Source organism: Cyclobacterium qasimii M12-11B (genome assembly GCF_000427295.1).
Lineage (GTDB): Bacteria > Bacteroidota > Bacteroidia > Cytophagales > Cyclobacteriaceae > Cyclobacterium > Cyclobacterium qasimii.
Genome location: NZ_ATNM01000091.1, coordinates 33,415 through 47,516, shown reverse-complemented (window position 1 = coordinate 47,516; position 14,102 = coordinate 33,415). Strand labels below are relative to the sequence as shown.

Annotated in this window: 12 protein-coding genes; 7 read left to right on the top strand and 5 right to left on the bottom strand. The window is 37.9% G+C overall.

Annotation, left to right across the window (positions count from 1 at the left end; translation table 11 throughout):
- Nucleotides 1-116 precede the first annotated feature (116 nt).
- The 3 genes from dnaK (at nt 117) to ADICYQ_RS25895 (ending at nt 5,816) form a co-directional block, all read left to right on the top strand.
- Nucleotides 117-2,039, top strand: coding sequence for a molecular chaperone DnaK (dnaK, locus tag ADICYQ_RS08905; protein WP_020888582.1), 1,923 nt, complete (start codon nt 117-119; stop codon nt 2,037-2,039).
- Between the two features lie 280 nt (nt 2,040-2,319).
- Nucleotides 2,320-2,694: a co-chaperone GroES gene (locus ADICYQ_RS08900; protein WP_040415337.1), complete on the top strand. Its 375-nt coding sequence runs from the start codon at nt 2,320-2,322 to the stop codon at nt 2,692-2,694.
- A gap of 512 nt (nt 2,695-3,206) precedes the next feature.
- On the top strand, nt 3,207-5,816 hold the full coding sequence (locus tag ADICYQ_RS25895; RefSeq protein ID WP_051160159.1) for a PAS domain S-box protein: 2,610 nt from the start codon (nt 3,207-3,209) through the stop codon (nt 5,814-5,816).
- Between the two features lie 115 nt (nt 5,817-5,931).
- On the opposite strand, the gene ADICYQ_RS08890 is transcribed toward ADICYQ_RS25895, so the two are convergent.
- The 5 genes from ADICYQ_RS08890 to rocD all read right to left on the bottom strand — a co-directional run bounded on the left by ADICYQ_RS08890 (nt 5,932) and on the right by rocD (nt 11,998).
- On the bottom strand, nt 5,932-7,101 hold the full coding sequence (locus ADICYQ_RS08890) for a porin (protein ID WP_020888578.1): 1,170 nt from the start codon (nt 7,099-7,101) through the stop codon (nt 5,932-5,934).
- Nucleotides 7,102-7,208: 107 nt separating this feature from the next.
- Entirely contained in the window at nt 7,209-8,507 is a 1,299-nt protein-coding gene (locus ADICYQ_RS08885; RefSeq protein WP_020888577.1) for an ammonium transporter, read from the bottom strand.
- Nucleotides 8,508-9,003: 496 nt separating this feature from the next.
- Nucleotides 9,004-9,972 carry a porphobilinogen synthase gene (gene hemB / locus ADICYQ_RS08880; protein ID WP_020888576.1) on the bottom strand — a complete coding sequence of 323 codons (969 nt, stop codon included), beginning with the start codon at nt 9,970-9,972 and terminating at the stop codon, nt 9,004-9,006.
- 83 nt (nt 9,973-10,055) lie between these two features.
- Nucleotides 10,056-10,712 (bottom strand): HAD family hydrolase, encoded by a 657-nt coding sequence (locus tag ADICYQ_RS08875; RefSeq protein WP_040415334.1) that lies wholly within the window; start codon nt 10,710-10,712, stop codon nt 10,056-10,058.
- A complete protein-coding gene (rocD, locus tag ADICYQ_RS08870) occupies nt 10,709-11,998 on the bottom strand; it encodes an ornithine--oxo-acid transaminase (protein ID WP_020888574.1) in 1,290 nt (429 codons plus the stop codon). Before rocD ends, ADICYQ_RS08875 begins: the two co-directional genes overlap by 4 nt.
- 223 nt (nt 11,999-12,221) lie before the next feature.
- Here rocD and rpmB point away from each other — a divergent pair, with 223 nt between their 5' ends.
- From rpmB to ftsY, 4 genes are all read left to right on the top strand, one after another.
- Nucleotides 12,222-12,464: a 50S ribosomal protein L28 gene (gene rpmB, locus ADICYQ_RS08865; protein WP_014020701.1), complete on the top strand. Its 243-nt coding sequence runs from the start codon at nt 12,222-12,224 to the stop codon at nt 12,462-12,464.
- A 34-nt stretch (nt 12,465-12,498) separates the two neighbouring features.
- Nucleotides 12,499-12,681, top strand: coding sequence for a 50S ribosomal protein L33 (gene rpmG, locus ADICYQ_RS08860; protein WP_014020702.1), 183 nt, complete (start codon nt 12,499-12,501; stop codon nt 12,679-12,681).
- Between the two features lie 31 nt (nt 12,682-12,712).
- Nucleotides 12,713-12,865 carry a DUF4295 domain-containing protein gene (locus ADICYQ_RS26700; protein WP_020888572.1) on the top strand — a complete coding sequence of 51 codons (153 nt, stop codon included), beginning with the start codon at nt 12,713-12,715 and terminating at the stop codon, nt 12,863-12,865.
- A 90-nt stretch (nt 12,866-12,955) separates the two neighbouring features.
- The gene (gene ftsY / locus ADICYQ_RS08855; RefSeq protein WP_020888571.1) at nt 12,956-13,912 is read left to right on the top strand and encodes a signal recognition particle-docking protein FtsY; all 957 of its coding nucleotides are present in this window, start codon (nt 12,956-12,958) and stop codon (nt 13,910-13,912) included.
- The last annotated feature ends 190 nt before the right edge of the window (nt 13,913-14,102 follow it).

The window sequence follows — 14,102 nt, the reverse complement described above, 5'->3', positions numbered from 1 at the left end:
GATAAGCTGTCATAAATTGTGACAATGTGGCATTAATTTTTCGAATAATTCACTTGGCACATTGGTTGTTATAGTAGTTTTGTATTTAAAACGAAAACGACAAAATTTATATAATTATGGGAAAAATTATTGGTATTGATTTGGGTACAACCAACTCATGCGTCGCTGTAATGGAAGGGAATGAACCTGTTGTCATTCAAAACAGTGAAGGAAGAAGAACTACACCCTCTATAGTAGCATTTTTGGATAATGGTAATGGAGAAAGAAAAGTGGGAGATCCTGCCAAACGTCAGGCGATTACCAACCCCGCAAATACCATTTCTTCTGTAAAGAGGTTTATGGGGAAAAAGTTTTCTGAGATTTCAGATGACAAAAAGAATGTTTCTTACAAAGTAGAAAAAGGAACAAATGACACAGTTGCAATAAAAATTGGCGACAGGTCATATACTGCACAGGAACTTTCTGCAATGATTTTGCAAAAAATGAAATCCACTGCAGAAGATTTCTTGGGTCAGGAAGTTACTGAGGCTGTAATTACAGTTCCAGCTTATTTCAACGATTCAGAAAGACAAGCAACCAAAGAAGCAGGTCAGATCGCTGGTCTTGATGTGAAGAGGATCATCAATGAGCCTACCGCAGCAGCATTGGCTTATGGCTTGGATAAGAAAAATGCAGACATGAAAATTGCTGTGTTTGACCTTGGTGGAGGTACTTTTGATATTTCTGTTTTGGAATTAGGAGACGGTGTATTTGAAGTTAAATCTACCAATGGCGATGTGCATTTGGGTGGTGATGACTTTGATCAAGTAATAATCAATTGGTTAGCGGAAGAATTTAAATCTGAAGAAGACATAGATCTTAAAAAGGATCCAATGGCACTTCAAAGGTTAAAAGAAGCTGCTGAGAAAGCTAAAATTGAGCTTTCTAGCTCTTCAGTAACGGAGATCAATCTTCCTTATATTACAGCTACTCAGTCTGGACCTAAGCACTTGGTAAGAAGTCTTTCAAGAGCTAAATTTGAGCAATTGTCAGATAGTCTTGTGAAAAGATCTATGGAGCCTGTTCGCAAAGCAATGGCGGATGCTTCTATGTCTCCTTCAGATATAGACGAAGTTATCCTTGTTGGTGGTTCTACTAGGATCCCTAAGATACAAGAGGAAGTTGAGAAATTCTTCGGTAAAAAACCTTCAAAAGGTGTAAACCCAGATGAGGTTGTTGCTATTGGTGCAGCCATTCAAGGTGGTGTACTTACAGGAGAAGTGAAAGACGTTCTATTGTTAGACGTTACACCTCTTTCTTTGGGTATCGAAACAATGGGAGGCGTATTTACCAAGCTGATTGAGTCTAACTCTACTATCCCAACCAAAAAATCTGAAGTCTTCTCAACTGCTGCAGACAATCAGCCTGCTGTGGACATTCATGTCCTTCAGGGAGAAAGATCAATGGCAAAAGACAATAGAACTATCGGAAGGTTCCAACTTTCAGATATTCCACCATCCCAAAGAGGTGTTCCTCAAATAGAGGTGACGTTTGATATTGATGCCAACGGTATACTAAATGTATCTGCTAAAGATAAAGGTACAGGTAAGGAGCAAAAAATTAAAATTGAAGCTTCTTCTGGTTTGTCTGAGGAAGAAATCGATAGAATGAAGAAGGAAGCCGAAGCAAATGCTGCTACGGATAAAGAAGAAAAAGATAAAGTCGATAAAATCAATCAAGCTGATAGTTTGATTTTCCAAACGGAGAAACAACTAAAAGAGTTTGGAGACAAATTGTCTGATGGAAACAAAACAGCAGTTACTGGTGCTTTGGAACAGCTTAAAGCTGCACACCAAAGTCAGGATTTAGCTGGAATAGAGTCAGGAATGGAAGCTTTGAACACTGCTTGGGCTGCTGCTTCTCAGGAGATGTACAGCGAGACTCAGGGTGCTGAAGGTGCTGGTGGTCAGCCTGGCGCAGATGATGCTGCTGGTGATGGCTCTGGCGACGGTGTTTCAGATGTTGATTATGAAGAAGTAAATGAAGAAGATAAGAAGTAACCAATCTTCATTTATATAGTATAAATTGAAAAATAATGGTGTCTCTGGTTGTCGGAGATGCCATTATTTTTTATTGTACCTTTCATTCATTCTACCATAGGCAAAATGGAGTACTAATAATTGCCTTAATGGACATCATTTCTCAATAATCTAATTAGCCAATCTGTGCGAAGGTATGGTTTTGGAAATTTGGATTTTTTTGAATCCAAGCCTTTATTAGAGTTCCATAGTGCGGGTAGGATTATTGTTCCAATACCATTAGCCTTAAACATATAGCGGCATGCAATTAACATCCGATAACAAACTTAAGAACTTGATTATTGTTGGTGATCGGCTACTTATCAAATTGAAGAAGCCGAATCAAAAAACATCCAGTGGCTTATATTTGCCACCTGGGGTTCAAGAAAAAGAAAAAGCACAACAAGGTTATATCATAAAAGCTGGGCCGGGTTACCCAATTCCACTTCCGGTACAGGACGATGAGCCCTGGAAAGACCAAAGTGAAAATGTCAAATATATCCCTTTACAAGCAAAAGAAGGTGATCTAGCTGTTTTTCTGGTAAATGGTTCCTTTGAAGTGATGTATGAAGGTGAAAAGTATTTTATCGTCCCTCAAAGTGCTATTTTAATGCTAGAAAGAGAAGAAGATCTATAAAAGCTATTGAATATCCTTTAAAAAGGATGAAGCATTGGGCTTTTTAAATGCCTCATAGGGAGTGTTTTACCATGTGATAAATTGGTTGTTGTATATTGTGATATTAACGAAGTGAGCGCTACCCAGGACAATGGGAGTCTCACTTTTTTTGTTTTAATCAAGGGATTTAATTATTGTTTTTTTAACAATTTACCTCAATATGGAGTTGTTTCTACAACGAGCTATTCGACAACGGGATTAATGAGTTCTTCCATTCCGTTAATTTTGCATTTTATATTTCTTTTAATGCTTTCTGCATCAATAGCTGATTTTATTGTGTATTAAAACAGATTAATTTGTAGCTTGATGGGTGTTTTGTCTCTATAATTGACGTATAGTAAATCATTTATTTCTTATTCACTTGAGAATATTTTTAAGGCAATTCCAGATTTCCCAAATTAAAATAGACGCAATAAGTTGCTGAATCTATTGGAATCAATTTTACGTGCCTTAAAACCCTTCAATCAAAGCAAATGATACCTTCATCTATTTTTGATAATACCACTAAGACGGATCTACTCAATTTTTTACGGTCCCAATACAGTGATGGGATGGTTGCTATTCAAAAAATAGGAGAATGGACGGCTGAATGCAATGAGGGTCTTATTGGTACCCTCGGTTTTTCAGGTAAGGAAGTGCAATTCCCTGGATTATTTGATTTGATGTCCAACCCTGATAAAGATGAATTTTTACTATGTTTAGAAAAGGATCGGCAAGAAAAAAAAGAGGCATTAAAGCATATTGTTAAACTTCAATCAGAAAGCGGGAAATTACTTACCATAAGGCTTAATGGGTTTTTAATAACTGATTCGGAGGCAACTGAAATGGGTGAATTTGTCTTTTTTGTTGAAAATCTAACAGATAGTTTAGAGAAAGATAAATTTCACCATCAATGCAATCTCATTTCTAAAATCGGGTATTGGAGTATAAATCTTGAAAAAGGTATACCAGAATGGAATGAGGTAACTCGACTTATACATGAGGTGCCTGACCATTTTGAACCAACAATGGAAGGAGCCATTGACTTCTATAAGGAGGGTAAATGCAGAGATGCAATAAAGAAGGCCTTTGAGAATACATTAGCTACAGGAGAATCCTTTGAGCTTGACCTAATTCTAATTACTTATACGAAAAAAGAAAAATGGGTAAGGGCCTTTGGTCAAGCTGAATTTGTTGGGGGTAAACCTGTACGGGTTTACGGGACTTTTCAAGACATACACAGTAAGAAAATTGCTCAACTTAATTGGGAAGCAGAACAGGAGAAGTTTAAATATGCGATTCAGGGAACAAATCTTGGTACTTGGGAATGGGATGTTGAGACAGGAGTAACCATTTTTAATGAAAGATGGGCAGAAATTTTAGGGTATAAGCTAAGTGAATTAGAACCCATAAATTTGCAAACATGGCAAGATCTTATGGATCCTGAAGACTTAAAAGTTGCCGATTCAAAACTAAAAGCTTGCTTTGAAGGGGAGACAGACTATTATGAGTGTGAGTTTAGAATGAAGCATAAAGATGGATCCAGAAAGTGGATTCAGGCAAGGGGGAAAGTGTTAACCTGGTCAGAAAATGGCGAACCAAAAATAATGTTTGGTACACATCAGGATATTAACTTCTCTAAAATTAAGGTTCAAAAGCAAGCTATTTTTATTTCTCAGGCACCCATTGCTATTGCTATGTTTGACAAAGAAATAAAATACCTGGCCGTTTCTTCCAAATGGATGTCAGACAATGATTTAGGCGCTAAATCTGTGATAGGGAAGTCCCATTATGAGGTTTTCCCTGAAATGGATGAAAATTGGAAAAAAATACATCAAGAGTGCCTGGCAGGAGCTACTAAAAGTAGTAGGGAAGAAAGATTTGTTAGAAAAGATGGTACTGTACTATGGCTTTCCTGGGAAGTAAAGCCCTGGTATGATGAAGGGAATGTTATTGGAGGTATAATTATGTATACCGAAGATATAACAGCACACAAACTCGTTAGCGAGAAGTTAGACATTTCATTAAACGCCTTTCAGCAGAATTTTGAAAATGCAGGAATAGGTATGGCCATTGTTTCATTAGAAGGCAAGTGGCTTAATGTAAATGAAAAAATATGCGCAATTCTAGGTTATAGTAAGTCAGAATTTAATGATTTAACTTTTCAAGACATTACGCATCCAAAGGATTTGGAATCTGACTTAACCTTTCTGCAAGATGTTATAGATGGGAAAAGACAAACCTATCAAATTCAAAAAAGGTACATTCATAAATTGGGACATGAGATTTCTGCTATTTTGGCAGTATCCGTAGTAAGAGATTCAAAAGGTAAAATTTTATATTTTATTTCTCAACTTATAGATATTACAGCTCTCCGAAGTGCGCAAAATCAAATATCGGCACTACTGAAAACTACTCAAGACCAGAATGAACGGCTAAAAAACTTTGCGCACATTGTGTCACATAATTTAAGGTCTCATTCATCGGGAATGAACATGCTGCTTGAATTATTAGAGTTTGAGCACCCTGATTTGTTTGAAATGGAAATTATTAGCTTGCTCAAAAAGGGTGGTATTAACCTTTCCGAAACCATTGAACACTTGACTGAAATTGTAAATATAAATTTAAATGAGTCAGTAGATTATGAGCAGGTTGAATTGTCTAAAATCTTAAGTAAAACCATAGAAAGTGTTTGCCCCATGGCCAAACAGGAAGGAGTGGAACTCATTAATGAAGTTTCCGATGAACTTTATGTTGCAGGCATCCCTGCATATATTGAAAGTATCGTTTTAAATTTTGTCACAAATGGCATAAAATACAGGTCGCCTGAAAGGGAAAGTTACCTAAAAATAGAGGCGAAAGAGCATAAAGAAACTTTCGAAATCAGATTTGAAGACAATGGTTTAGGAATAGATCTTGAAAAAAATGGTGAATTGCTGTTTGGTATGTACAAAACCTTTCATAGACATAAAGACTCTAGAGGTATCGGCTTATTTATTACTAAAAACCAAATAGAAAGTATTGGGGGGAGTGTTAGTGTGAAGAGTAAGGAGGGTGTAGGAACCACGTTTAGTGTGTTTCTGCTGAAAGATCAGAAACCTTGAAACCCTACAGTATTTTTGAATGATAATTCATTGTTCGCTATAAATGAATATGCATAAAAAAACGCCATGGTTGAAATTTTCACCATGGCGTTTTGTCGCTGTCAATTGTTTTGTTCTAGAAGGAGAACACTCCTGCAACCAAGAATGAAGCTAAATTCTTAGTGCTTTGAAAATCGTTGTTGATGAAGAAATTGCTAGACATCAGGTCTGCTCTAACTTCTGGAATAATAGTAAAGTTATCGGTGATTTTGATATTTCCTGACAGGGTGCCTGCCAATACTCTGCCATCACCAACGCCGTCCAAACCAACAACACCATCTAATCCATCATTAAAAACTTTGAAATACTCTCCTCTTGCTCCGAGAGAGAATTTATCTGAAGTAGCATATTGCAAGTAACCAGCTACACCGTAAAAACCATAGCCATCACCGGTTGCATCTTGTATGGCTGAGCCATTGTACATTTGACCTGCTGCAGTGGTATTATAAGTTGTGTTAAGCCCTAGATATAAAGATTCTGTTAAATCATATCCTGCGGTTAAATCGATTTGAAAGGTATTTCCCATTGAGCTAGGACCAAAGGAGGATAAAGTGTTCATTTCTAATTTGCCGTCCTGGTCTCCATAAAGCAAGTTTAGGTAAGTTCCTCCAGCATCGGTAGTGTATGCCAGTTGGCCACCTAAGGTGTATGAACCGTAGAAGTTTAATTCTGTCATATCAGTAGGATTCATGACTGAAGCCATTAAAGACCAATTGTCAGAAAGTTGAAAGTCTGCTTTAAGTCCTGTATGAGAGAATGGTCCATAGGAGAACATGTAAGAAGTAGAGTAATTGAAGTTTCCAGTTGGGGAGATAACCTCGTAACCCAGATAAGTGTTGAAATTACCAAGAGTAAACGTTACAGCGTCACTAGCATTGTAATACATGTAAAGCTGGTTTATGATTTGAGAGCTACCTGCCATTCCGCCAGCGTAAAGTGGGGAACCAAAGACTGCGTCTTCACCTCTTGGGCCGAATACCAAGTCAGCAACAAATCCTACTTTTTCACCTTCATAGGTCGCGATAATATTCGCCATTCCTAAAGAAAAACCCGGCAGGTTGCCAAAAGATGTTGCTGGCGATTGGGCCGCATCACCTTTGTTAGGTGCATTTATATTGCTTCTAAAGTAAGCATCAACGGATCCCGAAAGGGAGAATTCTGATTGGGTTTCTTGTTCCTCTTGTGCCAGGATAAATGTAACTGGCAATAAAAATAGGATTGCTAAAATTGAATAAAATTTTTTCATTTTGGATTTTGATTAAATTTTAAAATTTGGTTAGAATCAATGGATCCTGCTTTTCTAATCCTTTTATTAAAAAAGCAGGATCCTGTTTTTAAGCTAAGAGAGATTACTTATTCATCATAAATGATAGTGTAACCTCTGATTCCGTGCTCATGACTATCAAGTCCTGATACTTCATGTTCTTTAGAAACCCTAATTCCAATAGTTTTCTTCATTACAAAGAATATGGCAAGAGCAGAGAAGAAAGCAGCAGCGCCACAAATTGCAACGCCAGCTAGTTGCGTTAAAAAGTTGTGATCAGGATTTGTAGAGAATATACCTACAGCTAAAGTGCCCCAGATACCACAAGTAAGGTGGACAGAAACAGCACCCACTACATCATCAAGCTTTAATTTGTCTAATAACAGCGCAGACATCACTACCAATATTCCAGCAATAAATCCAATTAATAGTGCGTAAATTGGATTGATGACATCAGCTCCTGCTGTGATCCCAACCAGTCCAGCTAAGATTCCATTCAATACCATTCCCAGGTCCAATCTTTTGAAAGCAAAATAGGCTGCGAAGAATCCACCTAAACCACCTGCACAAGCAGAAAGTGAAGTTGTAACGAGTACAAAAGACACTAATCCAGGATCAGCAGAAAGTACAGAACCTCCATTGAAACCAAACCATCCTAACCAAAGAAGGAATACACCAATTACGGCCAAAGGAACACTAGATCCTGGCTTATCCATTGTTTTGCCATTCACATATTTCCCGATTCTTGGACCTACCAAGATAACACCTGCTAAAGCTCCCCAGCCACCTACAGAGTGAACCAATGTAGAACCAGCAAAGTCATAGAAGCCCATGGCATCCAAGGCGCCTCCGCCCCATTTCCAGCTTCCTATAATAGGGTATACGATGCCAACAAAGATTACAGTAAATATAAGGTAAGCCCAAAGTTTTACTCTCTCTGCTATCGCACCAGATACAATAGTAGCAGCTGTGGCAGCAAACATAGCTTGGAAAAGAAAGTCTGTCCAATAAGTATAGCCAGCATCTGCATATTCAGTACTTACATCAGCACTTGCTGGGCTAAACCAAAACATGCTCCAACCTGCAGTGTCAAATCCGAACCAACCTGGAACGTCAAATCCTGGATACATAAGGAAGAATCCAAGTAGGCCATAAGTCAAAATACCTATAATAGGAGTGACGGTATTTTTAAAAAGTATATTCACAGTGTTTTTTGCTTGGCCAAAGCCAGCTTCTACACCTGCAAAACCAAGGTGCATAATGAATACAAGTGCCGTAGCCAACATCATCCAAACATTGTTTGTTGTGAGGAGGTTTTGAGCGATTGCATCGGCGTAGTCAATTCCACTAGAACTAACTTGTAATAAAGGTGGTAAAATGTTTTTCATAAAGAACCTAGAGTTAAAGGGTTACAGGTTGAATTTTTACTTTTATTTTCATTTGAAACAAATTTAGGAAATTAATAGTCAAAAAACAACTCATAAAATTTAAATAAGTGTAAAAATTACAAAAATGAGGTAAAAAACAATCAATAAAATAGATTTATTGTGTTTTAAAATATATTAAAGGGTAGTATTAACACCTATATTAATAAGTAAGTATAAGTTTGTTGTTTGTATAATTGTTAAATTAATCTATGGTAGAATGAATTAGTTCATCTTTAAAAAATAGATTTTAACAAAAAAAGCCATCACTTATTTTAAATAAGTGATGGCTTGATGGTTTTGGGGCCTAGGGTAAGTTTTGGTATTATTTCAATATTAAATTTATTTTCAATTATTTTTAAAAAAAGATGAAATAATTACCTAATATTTATAAAATTCATGTTGTTGTGAGTCATTTTGTAATAAAAACACCAAGTTATTGATGATTTTAAAACAAAAGCTACTGTTTAAGGAGTGCGAATTCTTTAGCGAAGTAGGTCAATATGATTTTTGCACCTGCCCTTTTTATGCTAAGTAGGGACTCTGTCATTGCTCTTTCTCCATCCAGCCATCCATTGGCAGCAGAGGCTTTGATCATGGCATATTCTCCACTTACATTATAAGCTGCAATTGGTAAGGGGAATTTGTCATGTAGTAATTTTATAATGTCCAGATAGGCCAGGGCCGGCTTTACCATTAAAAAATCTGCTCCCTCATCAAAGTCCAGTTGCCCTTCAATCAATGCTTCCTGGCTATTTGAAGGATCCATTTGGTAAGATTTCTTGTCTCCGGCTTTAGGAGCGGAGTCCAGTGCGTCACGGAAGGGGTTGTAAAATGCACTCGCGTACTTGGCTGTATAGGACATGATAGAAACGTCTTGAAAGCCATTTTGGTCAAGTATTTTCCTCAAATATCCCACGCGACCATCCATCATGTCCGAGGGGCCTATGATGTCTGCTCCAGCCCTTGCTTGTGCAAGTGTCATTTTGCCCAGAATTTCGAGGGTTTCATCATTCAGGATTTTCCCGTTCTCAACCAACCCGTCATGCCCGTCTATACTATAAGGGTCCATGGCTACATCTGTCATGATGCATGCTTCAGGGAAAGTTTGTTTAATGGTAAAGAGTGCTTTTAAATAAAACGTGTCTTCCCGATGGCTTTCTGTTGCCCATCGATCTTTTTTGTCTTCGGTATATGCCGGAAAAATATCAAAGGTAGTGATGCCTAATTTAAGGCAGCTTTCAATTTCTAGTAACATTTGATCCAAGGAATACCGATTTATTCCAGGCATAGACTTTACAGGTACTTTCTGGTTGATTCCATCAATTAAAAATAAGGGTAGAATAAAGTCTTTGACGGATAGTCTGGTTTCTTCAACCAACGCACGAATGGCTGGGGATTTTCTATTTCTTCTGGGCCTTCTCAACATGGCTTTTGTTTTAAGGTTAGGTATTTAATAGTATTGGTGTAAATAATCGCTCTCCTATAATAGGTAAGCATATGACGTTTTCCTTATTGTAAAAGTTTCTCCACAGTTTGTATATCAATCTCTGAATAGTCATTGATGTACAATTGACAAGGAGGGAGGTCTTCTTTTGTATGTGAGGAAAGCACACCTACTACACGCATTCCGGCGTTGATTGCAGCGGAGACTCCTGAAAATGAATCTTCGAAAACGAGGCAATTTGCCGGATTTACATCTAGCAACTTAGCTGAAGTAAGGTATACTTCAGGGTCAGGTTTATGGTTCTTAACATTTTCACTGGCTAAAATTGACTCCATTTTAGGAGCAAATTTCAATGCTCCCATAATTAAGTCAAGATTGGCTCTTGGAGCGGAAGTGGCTACGCCAGTTCTGAAGCCCTCGTTTTTAAGGTCCTGTAAAAAAGGAAGGAAAACAGGAAGGGTTACGATCTGATCGGCATAAATCTCCCTAAAAAGCCCCTCTTTTTCATTTTCCAGGTTTGTAAATTCCTCTCCAGAGATTTCTCTTCCCAAGAAATGGTTGAAAATGTACTTATTGCTTTTGCCGTACATGTGTTTTTCAAATTCTTCTTCCGTAGGATTAAGTCCTCTTTTACCGAAAAACACCCTGAAAGCTTCAGAGTGGAAGGGGTTGGTGTGACAAATTACACCATCCATATCGAAGATTACTGCTTGATTTTTCATTTTTGACTTGCAGGTTTTTCAAAATTTAAAATGGTACGTTCAATGATGTTACAGCAGTCATCCAATTGTTCTTCAGTCATTACAAGAGGAGGAGCGAAGCGAATAATATTACCATGAGTGGGTTTGGCAAGAAGCCCATTATCTTTAAGACCAACGCAAATGTCCCAGGCAGTAGTACTGTCGGCTGTGTCATTGATTACTATGGCATTTAAAAGGCCTCGGCCTCTCACAAGTTTGACCAGATTGGTCTTTGTGATTAGCTTTTCCATGCGTTCCCTGAATATTTTCCCTAAACGTCTGGCGTTCTGTGCCAGCTTTTCGTCTTTCACCACTTCTAATGCCGCGATGGCTACTTTTGCGCCCAAAGGGTTGCCTCCGAAAGTGGAGCCATGTTGTCCGGGATGCAAAACTTCCATTATTGTATCATTGGCTAGAACGGCAGAAACAGGGAAGAAACCTCCAGAAAGTGCTTTGCCCAAAATTAAGATATCAGGTTCTACGTAAGTTTCCTGTTTTTCACAATGGCCTTCACAGCTGCAGTCCCCGCAAACAGCCAATAAGGAGCCAGTTCTTGCAATGCCAGTTTGAATTTCATCTGCCATTAACAATACATTGTGTTCCAGGCAAAGTTTTTTCGCCACCTTCATGTATTGTTCGTCAGGAGCGATTACTCCTGCTTCCCCTTGAATGGGCTCTATTAAGAAACCAACGCAATCAGGGTTGTTTGTCAATACCGCTTTGAGTGCGTCTATGTCGTTGTAGGGAATTTGAATAAAACCTGGTGTGTAAGGGCCAAAATTGTTTCGCGCGTCCTCATCTGTCGAAAAAGACACTATAGTTGTTGTCCTTCCGTGAAAATTTTCTTTGGCAACAATTATTTTTGCTTGATGTGGTTGAACCTCTTTTTTATCGTAGCCCCATTTTCTAGCAATCTTAATGGCGGTCTCCACAGCCTCTGCTCCAGTGTTCATTGGAAGCACCTTGTCGAAACCAAAATAAGTAGTGATGTATTTTTCGTAAGGCCCTAGAATATCATTGAAAAAAGCCCTTGAGGTCAAGGTAAGGGTTCCAGCCTGCTCGATGAGAGCTTCTTTAATTTTAGGGTGGCAATGTCCTTGATTAACAGCGGAATAGGCCGAAAGAAAATCGTAATATCTTTTGCCTTCAACATCCCAGAGGTACACTCCTTCACCTTTTTTTAGGACCACCGGCAATGGGTGATAATTGTGTGCACCGTATTTATTTTCTAGTTGTATGGCTTCCTGACTTGAGCTGATCTCCTTCATTCTGGATCTCTTTTATGGTTCATTAAAAATATATATTTGCAGTGCAATTGCCCTGTTTGACAAATATAATAAAAGGGTTTTGGAATCATGAATCAAAACCAAAAACTTGGAGCGCAGGGATTTATTAAATAATTATGGGGTACACTTTTGTTATTTAATGAAATCTTCCGATATTTGCAAACCCAATTGAAAAAAGTCAATCATTACTGGATACATATATATCATGGCAAAAATTTGTGACATTACTGGAAAAAGGCCTCAGGTAGGAAATAACGTATCACACGCCAATAATAAAACTAAGCGTAGATTTTACCCTAACCTGCATAAGAAGAGCTTTTATATCCCTGAAGAAGACGCATGGATCACTTTGAAAGTGTCGTCCTCAGCATTGAGAACGATTAATAAAAAAGGAATCAGCGCTGTATTAAAAGAAGCGCAGAAAAAAGGGGAGATTATTATTAAATAAGACTTGCCCCATACCAATATTAAAATAAAAGGAAATGGCTAAGAAAGGTAATAGAGTTCAGGTGATATTAGAGTGCACTGAACATAAAACAAGCGGTATGCCTGGGACTTCCCGGTACATAACCACTAAGAATAGAAAAAACACTACAGAAAGGTTGGAACTTAAAAAATTCAATCCTATTTTGAAAAAGGTGACTGTTCACAAGGAAATCAAGTAATCACACAACCCAAGGGTAAAACGATAATATTATGGCTAAGAAAGTAGTAGCAACACTGAAAAAAGAAGGTGGCGTGACTTATGCCAAGGTAATTAAGGCAGTTAGATCTGAAAAAACTGGAGCTTATACCTTTAAAGAAGAAATGGTGCCAAGCCAAATGGTTCAGGAAGTCCTGAAGAAATAAGGTTACAAGGCGAACAAAAACTTTTACTATCCCTTTCGGTTCCTATCGAAAGGGATTTTTGCGTATATTCGACTCAGAATTAAAAAAATTATGGGAATATTTGATTTTTTTTCTAAAGAGAAAAAAGAAAGTTTAGATAAGGGACTGGAAAAATCCAGTGAAAACCTGTTTTCGAAACTAGGGAAAGCCATTGTAGGTAAATCAAAGGTTGATGATGAAATCTTAGATGAATTAGAAGAAATTCTCATTACATCTGATGTTGGTGTAGATACTACGATTAAAATTATTAAAAGAATTGAAGAACGGGTAGCCAAAGATAAATATGTCAGCACCGGAGAACTTGATCTTTTACTTAGAGAAGAAATTGCAGGCCTCTTAGAAGAAAACAATACCCAGGACCTTGGTGGTTTCGATCTACCAACAGATAAAAAGCCTTATGTAATTATGGTAGTTGGTGTCAATGGCGTAGGTAAGACTACCACCATCGGTAAATTGGCTCACCAATTCAAACAAGCAGGTAAGTCTGTTGTGCTTGGCGCTGCAGATACTTTTCGGGCCGCGGCAGTAGATCAATTGATTCTGTGGGGGGAGCGTGTGGATGTGCCCGTAATTTCTCATGGGATGAATACCGATCCCGCTTCAGTGGCATTTGATACTGTGAAAAAGGCAGTGGAAATGAAGGCAGATGTGGTAATCGTAGATACCGCGGGACGATTGCACACAAAGGTGAATCTAATGAACGAGCTCACTAAAATCAAAAGGGTGATGCAAAAATTCATTCCAGAAGCTCCTCATGAAATCTTATTGGTTTTGGATGGTTCTACAGGGCAAAATGCTTTTATTCAAGCCAAAGAGTTTACCAGAGCAACAGAAATTAATGCGCTTGCCATCACTAAATTGGATGGAACAGCCAAAGGTGGAGTAGTAATTGGTATCTCTGACCAATTTAAAATACCTGTTAAATACATTGGAGTAGGGGAGAAAATGACCGACCTGCAGGTTTTTAACAGAAAAGAATTCGTGGATTCTTTATTCAAAAAGAAGTAAATACTTTTTAAAATAGGGCGTCTTCCCCATAAAAAATCTGTGGAGCTTTAATAAAGGTCACTGTTGGGTGGTTGGGATAAGATTTATAGTATTTGATTACTTACTACTTCAATGGAACGCTACATTGGCTTAAGGCTATTGAAATAGGTTTAAGCCAATTACGTAGGGGGTAGTTATGGGATAAATTTAT